Genomic DNA, 15,070 nt, shown 5'->3' with positions numbered 1-15,070 from the left:
TATATAATAGTTAAGTGGTTCAAACAATATAATTGAGTACTTTTTTATTCTGTAAGAAAATTTCATCATAAATGAAAGAATAAACAAAGTAACCGGAATACACATAAAAAAATTGCCCAACAAGACGTAAGAGCCTGCAAGCATAAAGCAATCGTGGCTGACACGATCCTTCTGTATTCCGGCTGCGAATCACACCGCCATTATCTTTGCAAAATCTATTTAAGCAGATAAATGAAATTAAATTCGTCCTTTTCGGAAAACTATTTAGATTCAAAGAATCCCTTGTTTACAGAGTGTAAGCTTTCCTACTATCTTCTTAATCCCACCCCATCTTTTTACATAAATTGATAATGTGAGCAAGATGGTGACGACCATGCCAGGCGTACGTTCCCACTAATAATTCAATCGACTGCTTTCCATTTTCAGGATGAAAAAATTCTTTTTTCCTGTCTTCTGTAGAAAGAATGGCTCGCAGTAAATATGTCCATCTTTCATGAAGGGAAGAAAGTAATTGGAGCGAGATAGAAATAGGTAGTGCAGAATCGGAGAGCTCTGCCCATTGTGCTTCTTCATACGGTTTAATCGTTGGCTCTTTTTCTGTTAAAGTTAACTTTGTTCTGATATATGCATTCATATGGCTATCTGCTACATGGTGTACCACTTGACGAATTGTCCAGCCACCATCTCGATATGGAGTATCTAACTGCTCCTCCTTTAAAGACTCAACTGCATTTGCAAGTTTATCAGGATACTCCTCCAATTCTGAAAGCCATTGTTGTAAGACTTCTTCGGTAATTTCATCTTGCCATTCAAATAAGCCAATTGGATATTTTTCATCCATATTTTATTCCTCCTCATCGACGTTTTAATTTTGGAATAGCTTATTTCTCCAAAAATAGTAAGATAGAATCTATCTTTGGCTCATATCCAATTTCCATGTAAATCTTATTGGACGTAGGATTTGTTATATCCGTATAGAGACTCGTAGAGGAAAACCCAGAGGATAATAATCGTTGTGTAAGCTCTGCAACACAATTTGATGCATACCCTCTTTTTCGGAATTCCTTTGGTGTATAAACAAAATTTATCGTTATATTATTTTTCGTCGGTCTGCTTGCATTAGCCATGCTGACTACCTGATTATCTACTTCCCAGAAAGCAAGCCGGTTGCTTTCAATTAGTTCTTCTGCCCGTTTAGCAGCTTGGTCGATTTCCAGCGGCTGATTGACCGAAGCTGCGAAATCGTAAACCCATTGCTGGATGATGGCCTGATCACTTTTATCCGCCCATCTAAAAATACCAGTTTGATCTGCCTTTTTCTTTAATTCCTTCAATTGATAAATACGTTGATCCATCCCAAGGACAACTTTTAAGCTGCGCAAAGAGGCAATATGCATCGCTATTTCTTCTACAATTGCTTTATCTCCAATTAACCCTGGAATTTCGGTGATGCTTTCATGAATCAACTTGCTGATAAGTGGTAAATCATTAGGCGAGATCCTTTCAAACACAGCGACTATGATTTGTTTTGGATGTGTCTGCAATAACATAAGAATAGGTTGTTCATTATCATATAAGCCGGCCATTACAGTTGGCTTCATATCCTGATTAGCATTCATTAAAATTCCAAGAGGCAACCCATTTACTGCTTCATCTTTTTCTAAATGAGGAATCATCACTTTCTTGAAATCTTCTAAATCATAAAACTTCTGTACTAGATACATAGCTGTTCTACTCCTATCATGAATATTTTAAGGGATAAAAAATTACGACTGACTTACTTCAATGAACGTTTTAATGGCTGGCGGGGTGTATGTAGTGAATTGATCAAGTAATTGTTTTGGATTAGCATCCACTATCGCTATGGAACGGTATTGCTCTTGCAAAAATTCCGCATCCGCCATATGATTAATTAATCCCACAAGAGGATCATAATAATGATTAATATTCAAAATCCCTAAAGGTTTTTTATGTAATCCAAGCTGAGCCCAAGTAAATATCTCAAAAAATTCTTCCATTGTTCCTGCCCCGCCAGGAAGAGTAATAAAGCCATCTGCAAGCTCTGTCATTTTCGCTTTTCGTTCATGCATGGACTTAACAATAATCAACTCACTTAAAGCTGGATGTGCTATCTCTTTTTCTTGCAAAAAGTCTGGAAGCACACCAATTACTTTTCCTCCTGCTTCCACCACACTGTCTGCAATGGCTCCCATTAAACCTACGCATGATCCACCATATACAAGTTCTAATTTTCTTCTTGCTAATTCCTTCCCTAACGCAATTGCTTCTTCCATATATATTGGAGAAGCACCTGTACTTGAACCACAGAACACAGCAATTCTTTTCATCTTGATCCCTCCATTTTGAGAATCGTGCAATTTTCTATTCACTACCTTAGTTCAACTAATTGATAAGAATGTTGAAAATGGAAAATTTTTCTCCTTCCTATTATTCTAACTGGATTATCGGCTTAAAAGAAGTCTTATTTTTACTAATTTCCTAATATATTTTTATGATTTTACTTAGATTCATAGCACAGAATAAACAGAAACCTAGTTTTTCAAAAAAAAAAATGAAAAAATAAGTTTATTTGCTTTCAAAATTGGGTAAGTGGAAAAGAAACCATATATAAGTATACCTAATATCAAGGAGGTTTATAATGGCAGAAGGGAAGGTTTTGTATAAAGGCAGAGTGTTCAAAGTTTTATTTTGCTATGATACAGGTTATTGGGAAATTAGGGATATTTATAATGTTTTTAAAGTTGAACTTGTACATAATTCACAGCTTACAAAGTTAGAAGATGTCTGCACACAATAGTTTAATTTTTTTTGATGAAATTAGTACAGTTTTATATTTAGATATAATAGTAAGCGCTATCTAGTTATCTCCCCCTAGATAAATCCCTTTTTAGGGTTATTGATCATTTTACATATTTAACGTTTTTTAATGAACTTGTCCACACCATAGTCGGTTACTTTCATATCATATAGTAAATCTATAGATGGAGGTGACTGATATGTCTGAATATGGAGGCGGATCTGGAAGAAACTTTGCTTTAATCGTCGTATTATTTATTTTATTAATTATCATCGGTGCATCTTATGTAGGCGGTTATTAATAAAGATTGCGAAAGGGCTCAAGAATTGGTATATGTGTGCATGGATATGGCCTTTTTCTTCAATTAAGCAATATATGACTAACACAGCCTTCCATAACCACATAATGTTAGCCTCTTCTTGAGGCTTTTTTGCTTTTATGGAGAATATCTATTCTATTATTTATCAGCTGCAAGTTCTTTAATGAAAATGCCTTTTGTTTTTCCTATGTGATTCTTGTCCATTCACTCTTATACATGCTTACATAATATATATTGTAACTAGTAGAAGGAGGTGGCATAAATGTCAGAATATTACGGCGGTGGCAGCGGTTACGGAAGTAACTTCGCTTTAATAGTTGTCTTGTTCATCTTGTTAATTATCGTTGGAGCTTCCTTTTTAGGAAGTTATTAATCCGTAAAAAGAAAGCACGCTTTGTGCTTTCTTTTTCTATGTTCTTCTTTTTGAAATACAAACCCTCTATATACAAAAAGAGCACCTATTTTCAACAGGTGCCCTTTTCTCCTTACCATTAGAAGAATCTTCTTCTTGGTCTGCAATTATTTGAGTTATTGATATCAGATCCACAATCAAAATCTTGTACTACTGTTTCGTTTACTTGTCTTTCTGTTACAGGGAAAAAGTTTTCATTACGGACTACCGTTCTATTTACATTGATGATTTCTGTTGGATGAATATTACGGATTCTGCGTTTATTTGTTGTTGTACGTACAACCGTTTTAGTTGGATGGATGATATCTTCTACTGGGGAAACACGATTAGAACATTTATTGCAATGTTTGTTATGAGCTGAACCACCAACATTATTATTATGACGACCCATTCTCTATCACTCCTTTCAATTATTGAATTTCACTTACAATATATACTATGGAAGGAAACAATGCTTGTTCGAGCTTTTATACTATTCTTTGTCAAAATATGCAGAACTACTAAGAATAAAGTCTATTACTAGAAACGCGGATAATATGTATAGTAAATATGAATATTTTTAATAAAGCCAAACACATAGAAATCGGAGCATTTTATAATATTAGCAAACAAAGCTTATGATCCACTAATTAGAGCAAAAGCTTATAGTTTCACAATCTAATATAATAGATACCCATTTTTATAGACAGAACGATACAAAGCTGAAATATCTTTACTGGCTCCTACATCCATGCCCAAAATTCATTTTTATCTAGTTCATAAAATAAAAAGCAATCTCCTCAAGAGAAAGCTTCTAAGCATACAATGGATATGTCTTTTTAACAAAGGAGGCTGCTAAGATGGAATCCAACTTGAAAATGCGTGGCTGCTTCTTTTTTAGACAATAGGCCTTTATGTATGTGTCTGTGACTCCATACACCAGAATCGTACGCTGGGAGACAGCATTATCCTTTTTCACATAGATAATCTCAATTGGTCTTTTTTCTTTCCGCGCTTTTTCTAATTGCTTTACCATCGTTAACTCCTCCTTCTTTCTTATTATACAAGAACATTTGTTCTTAATCAAGTTATTTACGAACGAATGTTCTTATTAATAAACTTTTTACTCTTCCAGCGAACATTGTATTATCTTTACTGTTAGAAACTCATTTTAATGAAGACAACCAACTTTCCACATAACAAAGAATAAGATAAAGCAAAATCATGTTGTATGTTTTTTATATTTTTCAAAATGAAGGCGCTTAATATTTATTAATAAACTCCCAAAGAATTTACCCTTCTTTCTTAAGAAGTTAATTTACATCGAACGCTTATTCCATAAAATATAGCTTATTTTCCAATATAATGTAAGACTGTCGGAATACTAAATGAGAACAAAATAATTAAGCAAAAAAGTGTGCTGATTAACAAATAGCTATTTGCAAACTTCCCAGACAAAGTAACCCCTTTCAGTTTTGAAAATAGGACAACTATTAAAAAGATTAAGATAGGTAAAAATGAAAATATTACTGCTGCTAATAATGCAGCAGCTAATTGAAAAAACACTAATCCACTCATATATGTAAAAAGCACCTCCTCTTTTTCCATGATTACACTCGTACTATATGATAGATAATACGATTTATTACTTGTTTTCATGAGAACAAGGTTTTCTAACAAAGAAAAGAATAGCCGTTTCTCTTCCCTCTGATACCGTTTACAAAACTAATTATATAATTTCTAATTTCCTCTTATTTACTTATTATCTATCTAATTTATTATACCATTGTACTAAAGAAATTTTTGAAACTTACTCCCTTTTATAATGGAATAATAAACGCCTATTTCTAATATTTAGAGGTTTGTCTAGAGCCGGAAATAATTATTATGATTTTATTGTCATGAGACTACCTCTAGTTAAAATAGCTTTAATTAGGAGGTGTTTCCATTGATTAAATTATTTAGAAAACGATGGATGCTCTTTGATCAAGTAGTGAAACCTTATAAACCTTATGTTACGGTTGATTATGGTGTCATATCTGTATCTCCAAATGACATTATCGGACTTTCTACACCCGTTAACCAAGTAAAGAACAGCGATAAAATTAAAGATCTTCGAAATTCACTGGAACAAAAGGGCTGGCATGATGAATGTCCTGCCGATTTACATTTATATAGGCTTCCGAATGGGAAATATACTGTTGCTTCAGACGGGAATCACCGTACCTATTTAGCCAATCAACTGGAAATACCAAAAATAAAAGCACTGGTTTCACTCCTTATTCCAGAAGGCTATATCCCAGAAAATATCAAAGCAAAAATCGAGGAATATGAACAGAAGGAAAAGGCATACCGTATAGAAGCGGAAAAGCTTCGTAAATCATTGCAAAGTCTTGGAGAAAAACAGAAAAAAGCAAAAGAAGAATTCGCTTATAAAAACTTCTGCAAACTAATAGATGATATGTATAGTAAACGACAATATACGCTCCTTGCATTTGCCCGTTTTTTAAATTTAGTACCAAATGAAGCAGCGGACTAATCCGCTGCTCTTGTGATTACTTCCCTTTGTACTCTTCTTGGTAGACAAAGAGACTATACACAGACCATATTAATAGTCTCCTTAAACTATTATGCTTTTACAGCATCATGATGATGATGGTGATGTTTTTCTTTGTGGTGTTTACCAATAGTGATACTATATTCTGCATTAAAAGGAATATTTAAAATAGTAACAGTTAAATCAACACCGAAAATTGTAAATGGCATAAATTTCACCCCTTTATTAAAAAAATACCTCCAAGCAATCAATTATTTTAATTGCTTGTCCTTTCCCTATATAATATGAAAAGGTGAGACAAATGATTGTGCTATTAATAATTTTTCTATAAAGTAAACCATAAAAAAGACAACTTTATAAAGAAATCAGCAGAACCGCCTTTACTTAAATGTAGTTTCTTGATTTCCCTTATAATTAGTTTATATTGCTCTAATTCGGATGAATATACAAAAATTACCAATTAAAGGAGATTGCAAGGATGGAACCGTTAAGAAAATGAAGTAAGGATAACTTATTTACTGCATACTATTCTGCTGTAAAACTTAAATTATCAAATGAATTTGTAAAAATATTAAAAAATGAAATCACAAAAAGAGACCTCTCTATACATTAAAAAAGATGAATGGTACTTACTTTAATAAGAAGTATCATTTTTTATTATCTTCCTTTCTCTCCAATCTTAATTTGTAAAGATTTGTGTATTTAATAAAATGAAGCAAATATCGGATAAAATAACAGAATAATGTGATAATAATAAAAAGGAGGGATATAACGGCAAATAAGGGGCTCTCCCTTGAGACTGGCACAAGGATTTCAACCATACAAAAGAGAAAGTGGGTTGAAATCATCCGCTGGCTGAATACACAACGCTACCATGAAAATACTTTGGAACCGTAGCCCTCTTCCGCTTTTGTCCAAGCTCTTTTTTCTCTTTCATTGCAGTATTACCATTCATCAAATGATAACTTATTCAGCTGTTAACCCTATCAGCCTCCACCCTCATTAACGTCTTATCCTTTTCCAAATACCAATGTACTTTTTTCAAGAAATATAGTTTTTATACTTTTATTTCTTTCTCATAACAGACTTGTTATAATAAAAAAAGATTCATATGAAGGGACTGAATTATGCACAGATATCAATATATAACCCCAAACTAAACTTTATAAAATGGAGGGAAAAATATTGATTACAGAATTACACACTACAAGACTATTATTAAGAAAAATGAGAGCCTCAGATTCAACTAGTTTATTTCCGATTTGGTCGGATCCTGAAGTGACAAAATTTATGAATATCGACAGTTACACAGAGGAAAGTCAAGCTAAAGAAATGATTTTTTTCTTAGATGAGCTATCAAAGGAAGATAAAGCAATTCGCTACGCCATCATTGAGCTGGAATCAAACCAAATTATCGGCTCTTGCGGCTTTAATTCTATTGATTTTGAGAATGAGAAAGCGGAAATAGGATACGAATTAAGCAAACTCTATTGGGGACAAGGATATGCCAAAGAAGCAATTTCATGTTTAATTCAATCTGCTTTTACTGATTTACACCTAAATAGAATAGAAGCTAAAATTGAACCTGATAATATTAATTCAATCAAACTTATAGAAAAATTATCTTTCACTTACGAAGGAACTTTAAGAAAAGCGGAAAAGGCTAAGAATCGTTTTATTGATCTTAGGTTGTATTCACTTTTAGCTACAGATTAATCAAATTCCTTCAAAAGCAGAGTGATATATCATGCTCAGCTTTTGAAGGATCATTTATGTTTCTTCTGCTTTCAAACTTCTTTTAGCCAATAAGCAATGGCCCCTAAAAAGAGGCTTACTTTATTTTCTTCCCATATTATTACTGTAACAACCGTTATATATCCCTTGAACTTTTATTTTTTGAAGAAAATTTCCTAGTAAGCCATTGTTCCACATCCTCATAATAGGCTAAAAATTGATTAGTCAACTTTAATTTTGGTAAAGTCACATATACTAAAACGGATGACATTGCCGCAATGATTGCCCCTACCAAAACATCCATTGGATAATGAACACCTACCCATATACGCGATACCCCGACAATAAAAGCAAGCATAACCCATATCAACCAAAGCCCTCTTTTAAATAAATAAAAGGATAGACAAATGGAAAAAAATAAAATTGTATGATCGCTTGGAAAAGAATTATCCACAGCCTTTTCAATCAATTTATTTACATGTAATAACTCTTCAAAAGGTTGATAATTTGAATGTAGTATTCCAGCTATTTTCCCTCCAATTTCTGCAAATATGAAACTAACCATGGCGCAAAATACCATCATCCTATTTTTCTTCTTGCTATTGAACCAAAGCATCAAAGTTACAATAGCTAAGCAATACACCATATACTCGGCAATGAATATCATCGGTATATTCAAAAAAGTGTATTGCTTTCCTAAATCATTAATGTACCTAAATAAATGAATATTAACCTCTAAAAAAATCATATCTACCATAATCCTCTCTTTTGATATACTATGACTTTAATTTAAGGTAATATATAAATTTTCTCCTTCAAATTAGATAACATTGTGCTTTATAAACGAACAGTACTGTAATTTAAGTGTGACAATTATGTTAGATTTATACTGAATTATTCAAAAGAGAGTAAACAAAGGACATTATTTTCCAGCTGCAGATTGATCTTTTTCCTCCTTTGAATGAAACACAGCAAGTATTACATATAATAAAAAAGACTTGATTATAAAAATACCAAGTCATAAAGGATCGAATATAAGCATATAGACACCAAGGTGATTTGTCTCATGAGAAGACAACAGAAAAGCTACATATTTTTATTGATGACTGAAATTGTCCTCAATCCACATGGAGGAACTGCAAAAATCTTGAAAGTGGTATAAAATCCTCTTTGGAGTTTCTTTGCATGTAAAAAGCATCCCCTGGATGCTTTTTATACTTTAAATCCTATTTACTATTTCTGAATATTTTTTAAATAATTCTTCAATTTCTTCTGGCCTTACATCATCTCCAAAAAAATCTGCCTGTTTCACATGTAAGGCTATTAACTCCATAATCATATCGTACTTATTTCTTCCAGTAGTTTTTAACTCCATCTTTGCACCTCCCTCCCTTTCATTATTAAAGAAAAGAAATTAATGGACAATCTATATATTTCGTCATTTTTCGACATAAATCTTCTTACCTATTTTTTAAGGTTGATTCCAAAAGGTGCTCGCAATTAATGGGGAAGCTGCAGTATGTTACGATTAAAAAGATAGTGGGGAATTGATACGATTTCTTGTATAAAACAATTATATATGCATTTCACATTTTTATTTTTCTTTGCTACCTCATTCGGTTATCTTATGTAATACTGGGAAAGTAGCTGTCTTTGTATACTCTAATCTTTTTTTATGTTAGGGTAAAGCTATCATTAAAACTAAATTTCATATATCAATTATTTAATTAAGGACATGAATTTATTTTTTTTGAAATAAAAAACAAAGGATGATTTGTTGAATAAAATAATAACGTTCCGCCAAAAGGTAATATACAATGGTAGAATTCACTTTTGCTTTTCAGATTTTGATGAAAATGGGCTCATAGAAATAATTGATCCTAAAACGAAATCCATTTTCTTAACACAACTTGAATGTCTTATATATAGGGTAAAATAAGCTATCCATTTAACTTGATTGTTTTTTCATGCTCTTACACTTCCTTTTCCTTGCTAACATTTTTCAAATGTACTGTTTCCCTTGCCTTTTTTCTAATATTAATGTTTTTGCTGAAAGTGAATCTTGGCTTGTAGTATTTGCTGCTACTTCCTTTACAAGTCAGCATCATCATTCAGATTATTAGATATAGGAAAAATAAAGAAGTATTATATGGATAAGAGGATACTGAATTTCCTAACTGAATCTATTTCACTTCTTCTTTTTCCACAAAGAAGGATGTGTTCCTAAACAAATTCTAGCTTTCTCCGACCTTACTAATAATACTTATAAATGGACAGTAAGACAAGTTAAGGTAGTAAACTAACAAACAAAAGCCCTAACGAAAGGTTGCTTGCTTATCTAATTCTTTATTTTCTAATAAATTAATACATTGATGCTTATTAATCTCATAAATAGCCTCTTTTTGTTCTGCTTCTGTCTGACAAAACCCATTTTCATTTTAGACAAACATTTTCTGGAACAAATTAACATAAGATATCTAAAAGTAAAAGGAGGTAAACTATGTCTTCTGAAGTTATTACAGGGCTTGACGGTCCAATATATCACGGCACTACATTTTTTCAAGCTGGTCCTTGGAATCAGCCTTTGCATTGCCAGAATAATATGTGTCATGTTCACTATTCCCACGGAGTTATCAATTTGAAATATCCCCCTTATCATTCAACTACTTATCCTTATCCACAATTTCTAGGATCTTACGTTCCAGGTGTACCAGGTTTTACTTCGCCTTTTCATGCTCATTCTAGAAATAATATTTATTCATTCATTGAGAAGGCAATTGATGGTGAGTATTCTGCCATTTCTTGTTATCAGCATCTGATTAACCTAGCACCATCTAAAGAAATCAAGGAAAGAATTACGGAAATTAGAAATGATGAAATGCGACACTTCAGAACTTTTTCGAATTTATATACACAATTGACGGGGAAGAACCATCAACCTAAAATGATTGAAAATTGCCCAAATCAGTTTAACGCTGGAATAGACTTTGCATTTAAAGATGAACAAGAGACCGTTGATTTTTACTTAGAGACTGCCTCCAAAACTGATAATCTAAAAATTAAAGAAGCATTTATCAGAGCAGCCCATGATGAACAAAATCATGCAGTTTGGTTTCTTTATTTTTTAAATAAACGCGTAAGCTAGGATAATCACCTAGCTTTTTTATTGGATTGGCAAACTATCCTTTTAATTTTCCGTCTTAATAAAATTTCGTCTATTCCATCTAAAAAAGCCTTGGTATAAAAATACCAAGGCTTTTATCATTAATACATTTCCATATACTGGTCGCGCTCCCATGGGTGCACTTGGACACGGAACATATACTATCTCATAATAGTGGGCAAAAGTTCATATAAATACAGAAGTTTTACGCTTTCCTTTTTATCTCATAATAGATAATATAAAAGATGTTAAAAGTGAAGTAGATAGAGTAATCGTGGAAAATAACCATTATCGTTATCCGTGGGGATTAAATAAAATGACCCCGGTACAATACCGGGACCATCTAATTGCTGCTTAGCACTTTTTTAAACTGTCTATAAAATGGGGACAGTTCAATTAGGAACGCTTTTATATTTTTATTTTAGTTTCATATTAGCCAAAACAAAATAATTGTCATACCAAACTGCCTTACTATCTGTTTTAATTTCAAGCTTTTTAACACCTTTAACGGATATAGACATATTAATTGGTAAGTCACCCGCATTAAAGTTATACTCTTTGATTAATTTACCATCACCATAAAATGCAATATGGCCAGGAATTTGACCACCATCTTGTAAACCTAGCATACCAGAGATAGATGAGTACTTCCCTTGAAGGTTAAAGTCATATACGTTGCTCTCGTTATCGTTTGCAACATAGAATGCATAACCTTTGGAATATTTATTCCCTCCTGTTTTTAAAGCCCAATCTTCATTGGTATATGAGCTACCAGTTTGATGATATGGTTCCTCAAAAACATCAGACATATAAACTCCATTTGTACCTTCACCTAAGTACCAAGTTTTCACTTTACTATTATAAGAAGTACCAACATTATACATTGAACCTAATAGTTGAACAGGAGCGTAAGGTACACCATTGTAGTTAACTAAGACAGGAACCGATTTACTTGATATTGTTGTATTACCGCTTTTGGTATTACCAAGATAACTTAACTTAGCGTCAAGAGGTTGAATTACTTTAGCCTTTAGGCTTTTAATTTCTTTATCACGAGATGCTACCTTATCTTTTTGGCTTTTTATTTCTTTATCTTTACTTGATATAGTTGATTTTAACCTTTTTATTTCTTTATCCTTAGAAGCTACATTACCCTTTTGTTTTTTTATTTCTTTATCCCTGCTGGAAACTTTTGATTTTAAATCCTTTATTTCTTTGTCTTTTGAAGAGACTTGTTTTTTCAACTTGCTATTTTCCGCTTTTAAATCTTTAACTTGCTTTTCTAATGATGACTTTGAAGCTGCATCTACAGTGCTACTAAATGTAACAAATGTACCCAATGTGAGTACAAATGCCATTAGAAACATTAATACTTTTCTGTTTTTCACTAATTCTCCCCCTTTATGTATATATACCTATGACTAAAGTATTATATTATATCCATTCTATAAAATCAACCATATTTTTCTATAAAAATACATATCCTAGCAAGCTAAAAAAACCCCCTAATGAGGAACGCTTCTCTTTGAATATTTACTTAATGATATAAATTTAATATGTATAAATGCAAACAATTTAAACTTAATAGAAAATAATTGTTTGTATTTTTTTAATTTTATTGAAACATTTTTTCATCTTTCGTATTTATCACTATCTTACATAAAAGGATGGTTAAGAATACTTATGTCATATTTACAATTTAGTGAGGTTTTTATAAAAAATATTCGAGAGCAATTGAATGCAGACTTCTTTGTCTCAAAGGACTTCGTGATAGAAACTAATTATTTTTCACCTAAAGCAAAACATCTTTACATAATTTATAAGTATCAGAAAAATTATGAATTTACGCTACGCTATTTTTTGGGTAATGATTCATTTTCCATCACAATGCAGCTTGGTGATATTATCTTGAAAGCATATTGAGAAGAGCCGAGTTACCTCAAATACCGATTCATGCCCTTAGGGATACTCATGCAGTTTTATTATTAGAAGCTGGGGCAACTATTGAATATGTACAAAAAAGACTTGGTCATAAAAACTACCAAGTCACTGTTGATACCTATTCACATATATCTAAAAAGATTGAAGAAAATTCTTTATCCAAGTTTGAAAATCATATGAATAATGTCCTCGGAAAAATTTAATTTCATGGGCGTTTTATGGGCGCTAGTTATTCTTCCCAATAACTAACCATTTCCACCCATGAAATAATCTAGCTAAATCCCTTATGAATAAAGGTTTTTCCCAATTAATACATTTCCATATACTGGTCGCGCTCCCATGGGTGCACTTGGACACGGAACATATCCCATTCAATCTCTTTTGCTTCTACAAAGTGATCAAAGATATGCTCTCCTAGAGCGTCAATCATTGTTTCATTTTGCTTTAGCTCATCTAATGCTTGCGCTAATGTTGATGGTAAATCAACAATGCCTTCCGCAATTCTTTCTTCTTTGCTCATAATGTAGATATTTCGATCTACTGGAGCAGGAGGAGTCATTTGGTTTTCGATTCCGTCTAAACCTGCTTTTAATAAAGCTGCCATTGCTAAGTATGGGTTAGCAGCTGGATCTACACTACGTACTTCTACACGAGTGCTTAAGCCACGTGAAGCTGGAATACGCATTAGTGGAGAACGGTTTCTAGCAGACCATGCAACATAGCAAGGTGCTTCGTAACCAGGCACTAGACGCTTATATGAGTTTACAGTCGGGTTAGTAATGGCGGTAAAGCTAGTAGCATGTTTACCAATACCAGCGATAAATTGCAATGCTGTTTCGCTTAATTCTAATTCACCTTTTGGATCATAGAAAACATTTTCGCCATTTTTGAATAGAGAAAGGTTGCAGTGCATACCTGAACCATTCACACCAAATAATGGTTTTGGCATAAATGTCGCATGAAGACCATGCTTACGAGCAATGGTTTTAACAACTAATTTAAATGTTTGAATTTGATCACAAGCTGTAATTGCATCCGCGTATTTAAAGTCAATTTCATGCTGTCCTGGTGCTACTTCATGGTGAGATGCTTCAATTTCAAAGCCCATCTCTTCCAATTCTAACACGATATCACGACGACAGTTTTCGCCTAAGTCTGTTGGTGCTAAATCGAAGTAACCACCATTATCATTAAGTTCTAAAGAAGGTGCGCCTTTTTCATCCAATTTGAATAAGAAAAATTCCGGCTCAGGCCCAAGATTGAAATCAGTGAATCCCAGCTCTTCCATCTCTTTCAAGACTCTTCTAAGATTATTACGAGGATCTCCTTCAAATGGTGTTCCATCTGGATTATAAATATCACAAATCAAACGTGCCACTTTTCCTTTTTCTGCAGTCCATGGGAATACAACCCAAGTGTTTAGATCAGGATACAGGTACATATCGGATTCTTCTATACGTACAAAACCTTCGATAGAAGAACCATCAAACATCATTTTATTATCCAAAGCCTTATCTAACTGACTAATTGGAATTTCCACGTTTTTGATTGTTCCTAGGATATCCGTGAACTGTAAACGGATAAATTTCACATTACTTTCACTTGCAAACCTTTTGATATCTTCTTTAGTGTAATTTTTAGCCACGACTATTCCTCCACTCCCTACTTTTCTTCTTATCTATTTTTGAAAATAACGAGACATGTCTCCTTGTCTCATAGAGGGACGATGAGTATCATTAAAGCGACCTGCATTTAATAATTCTTTGCGCAATAATTTACGCAAATCCTCATCCGATAATTCTCTGCGTGCTTTTTCTGCTTCTTTCTTTACTTCATCTGTCAGCACTTGTTTTTCTTGAACAGAGAATATTTGTTTAATTCCAGCAAGGTTTACTCCTTGATCAATTAGATCTTTAATCTCCAATAACTTATCAATATCCGATAATGAAAAAAGTCTTCTATTGCCATCCGATCTTGCTGGAGCCACTAATTCGTGTTCTTCATAGTAACGAATTTGTCGAGCGGATAGCTCTGTTAATTGCATGACAATACTTATTGGAAAAAGAGGCATCGATCGACGAATTTGACTACCAGACATGGCATTCGGCTCCTTTAAAATGATTTAATCCCCTTCATTATATGATTGG

19 protein-coding genes and 1 pseudogene are annotated in these 15,070 nt (G+C 32.9%); 8 read left to right on the top strand and 12 right to left on the bottom strand.

Annotated features, from left to right (window positions below; genetic code table 11):
* Positions 1 to 316 precede the first annotated feature (316 nt).
* From NSQ92_RS08730 to NSQ92_RS08720, 3 genes are read right to left on the bottom strand one after another with little or no spacing between them, the layout of a single operon-like run.
* Complete coding sequence (locus tag NSQ92_RS08730) at positions 317 to 841, bottom strand: YfiT family bacillithiol transferase (RefSeq protein ID WP_251687188.1); 525 nt, start codon at positions 839 to 841, stop codon at positions 317 to 319.
* Between the two features lie 40 nt (positions 842 to 881).
* A complete protein-coding gene (locus tag NSQ92_RS08725) occupies positions 882 to 1,724 on the bottom strand; it encodes a GNAT family N-acetyltransferase (RefSeq protein ID WP_251687186.1) in 843 nt (280 codons plus the stop codon).
* A 42-nt stretch (positions 1,725 to 1,766) separates the two neighbouring features.
* Positions 1,767 to 2,348 carry an LOG family protein gene (locus tag NSQ92_RS08720; protein ID WP_047944829.1) on the bottom strand — a complete coding sequence of 194 codons (582 nt, stop codon included), beginning with the start codon at positions 2,346 to 2,348 and terminating at the stop codon, positions 1,767 to 1,769.
* A gap of 311 nt (positions 2,349 to 2,659) precedes the next feature.
* On the opposite strand from NSQ92_RS08720, the gene NSQ92_RS08715 reads away from it, so the two are divergent.
* From NSQ92_RS08715 to NSQ92_RS08705, 3 genes are all read left to right on the top strand, one after another.
* Positions 2,660 to 2,818 carry a hypothetical protein gene (locus tag NSQ92_RS08715; RefSeq protein WP_167555731.1) on the top strand — a complete coding sequence of 53 codons (159 nt, stop codon included), beginning with the start codon at positions 2,660 to 2,662 and terminating at the stop codon, positions 2,816 to 2,818.
* 199 nt (positions 2,819 to 3,017) lie between these two features.
* On the top strand, positions 3,018 to 3,119 hold the full coding sequence (locus NSQ92_RS08710; RefSeq protein WP_141231624.1) for a YjcZ family sporulation protein: 102 nt from the start codon (positions 3,018 to 3,020) through the stop codon (positions 3,117 to 3,119).
* A 280-nt stretch (positions 3,120 to 3,399) separates the two neighbouring features.
* Entirely contained in the window at positions 3,400 to 3,510 is a 111-nt protein-coding gene (locus NSQ92_RS08705) for a YjcZ family sporulation protein (RefSeq protein WP_061798981.1), read from the top strand.
* A gap of 118 nt (positions 3,511 to 3,628) precedes the next feature.
* On the opposite strand, the gene NSQ92_RS08700 is transcribed toward NSQ92_RS08705, so the two are convergent.
* From NSQ92_RS08700 to NSQ92_RS08690, 3 genes are all read right to left on the bottom strand, one after another.
* Entirely contained in the window at positions 3,629 to 3,940 is a 312-nt protein-coding gene (locus tag NSQ92_RS08700) for a CotD family spore coat protein (protein WP_047944831.1), read from the bottom strand.
* A gap of 402 nt (positions 3,941 to 4,342) precedes the next feature.
* Positions 4,343 to 4,564, bottom strand: coding sequence for a WYL domain-containing protein (locus NSQ92_RS08695; protein ID WP_047944832.1), 222 nt, complete (start codon positions 4,562 to 4,564; stop codon positions 4,343 to 4,345).
* Between the two features lie 314 nt (positions 4,565 to 4,878).
* Positions 4,879 to 5,106 (bottom strand): hypothetical protein, encoded by a 228-nt coding sequence (locus tag NSQ92_RS08690; protein WP_047944833.1) that lies wholly within the window; start codon positions 5,104 to 5,106, stop codon positions 4,879 to 4,881.
* Positions 5,107 to 5,476: 370 nt separating this feature from the next.
* Here NSQ92_RS08690 and NSQ92_RS08685 point away from each other — a divergent pair, with 370 nt between their 5' ends.
* On the top strand, positions 5,477 to 6,067 hold the full coding sequence (locus NSQ92_RS08685) for a hypothetical protein (RefSeq protein WP_341152578.1): 591 nt from the start codon (positions 5,477 to 5,479) through the stop codon (positions 6,065 to 6,067).
* Between the two features lie 89 nt (positions 6,068 to 6,156).
* On the opposite strand, the gene NSQ92_RS08680 is transcribed toward NSQ92_RS08685, so the two are convergent.
* Entirely contained in the window at positions 6,157 to 6,294 is a 138-nt protein-coding gene (locus NSQ92_RS08680) for a hypothetical protein (RefSeq protein ID WP_156485423.1), read from the bottom strand.
* Positions 6,295 to 6,596: 302 nt separating this feature from the next.
* Here NSQ92_RS08680 and sda point away from each other — a divergent pair.
* Positions 6,597 to 6,698, top strand: a pseudogene (sda, locus tag NSQ92_RS26820) (sporulation histidine kinase inhibitor Sda); the annotation flags it as partial.
* 572 nt (positions 6,699 to 7,270) lie between these two features.
* Positions 7,271 to 7,801 carry a GNAT family N-acetyltransferase gene (locus tag NSQ92_RS08675; RefSeq protein WP_341152577.1) on the top strand — a complete coding sequence of 177 codons (531 nt, stop codon included), beginning with the start codon at positions 7,271 to 7,273 and terminating at the stop codon, positions 7,799 to 7,801.
* A gap of 154 nt (positions 7,802 to 7,955) precedes the next feature.
* Here NSQ92_RS08675 and NSQ92_RS08670 read toward each other — a convergent pair whose 3' ends face one another.
* Positions 7,956 to 8,567: a phosphatase PAP2 family protein gene (locus NSQ92_RS08670; protein ID WP_144581693.1), complete on the bottom strand. Its 612-nt coding sequence runs from the start codon at positions 8,565 to 8,567 to the stop codon at positions 7,956 to 7,958.
* A 471-nt stretch (positions 8,568 to 9,038) separates the two neighbouring features.
* The gene (locus NSQ92_RS08665) at positions 9,039 to 9,194 is read right to left on the bottom strand and encodes a hypothetical protein (protein WP_161798419.1); all 156 of its coding nucleotides are present in this window, start codon (positions 9,192 to 9,194) and stop codon (positions 9,039 to 9,041) included.
* Between the two features lie 1,227 nt (positions 9,195 to 10,421).
* Between NSQ92_RS08665 and NSQ92_RS08660 the strand changes: the two genes are divergently transcribed.
* On the top strand, positions 10,422 to 10,964 hold the full coding sequence (locus tag NSQ92_RS08660; RefSeq protein WP_142300775.1) for a ferritin family protein: 543 nt from the start codon (positions 10,422 to 10,424) through the stop codon (positions 10,962 to 10,964).
* A 434-nt stretch (positions 10,965 to 11,398) separates the two neighbouring features.
* Here NSQ92_RS08660 and NSQ92_RS08655 read toward each other — a convergent pair whose 3' ends face one another.
* The gene (locus NSQ92_RS08655) at positions 11,399 to 12,370 is read right to left on the bottom strand and encodes a coiled-coil domain-containing protein (RefSeq protein ID WP_061798987.1); all 972 of its coding nucleotides are present in this window, start codon (positions 12,368 to 12,370) and stop codon (positions 11,399 to 11,401) included.
* A 531-nt stretch (positions 12,371 to 12,901) separates the two neighbouring features.
* Here NSQ92_RS08655 and NSQ92_RS08650 point away from each other — a divergent pair.
* The gene (locus NSQ92_RS08650; RefSeq protein WP_341152576.1) at positions 12,902 to 13,126 is read left to right on the top strand and encodes a tyrosine-type recombinase/integrase; all 225 of its coding nucleotides are present in this window, start codon (positions 12,902 to 12,904) and stop codon (positions 13,124 to 13,126) included.
* 104 nt (positions 13,127 to 13,230) lie between these two features.
* Here NSQ92_RS08650 and glnA read toward each other — a convergent pair whose 3' ends face one another.
* Positions 13,231 to 14,568 carry a type I glutamate--ammonia ligase gene (gene glnA / locus NSQ92_RS08645; RefSeq protein ID WP_047944753.1) on the bottom strand — a complete coding sequence of 446 codons (1,338 nt, stop codon included), beginning with the start codon at positions 14,566 to 14,568 and terminating at the stop codon, positions 13,231 to 13,233.
* A gap of 33 nt (positions 14,569 to 14,601) precedes the next feature.
* Positions 14,602 to 15,021 carry a MerR family transcriptional regulator gene (locus NSQ92_RS08640; RefSeq protein ID WP_016204997.1) on the bottom strand — a complete coding sequence of 140 codons (420 nt, stop codon included), beginning with the start codon at positions 15,019 to 15,021 and terminating at the stop codon, positions 14,602 to 14,604.
* Positions 15,022 to 15,070: the final 49 nt, after the last annotated feature.

The organism is Niallia sp. FSL M8-0099, from assembly GCF_038006945.1.
Classification (GTDB): Bacteria; Bacillota; Bacilli; order Bacillales; family Cytobacillaceae; genus Niallia; species Niallia circulans.
This window is presented reverse-complemented; position numbering and strand designations above follow the sequence as displayed.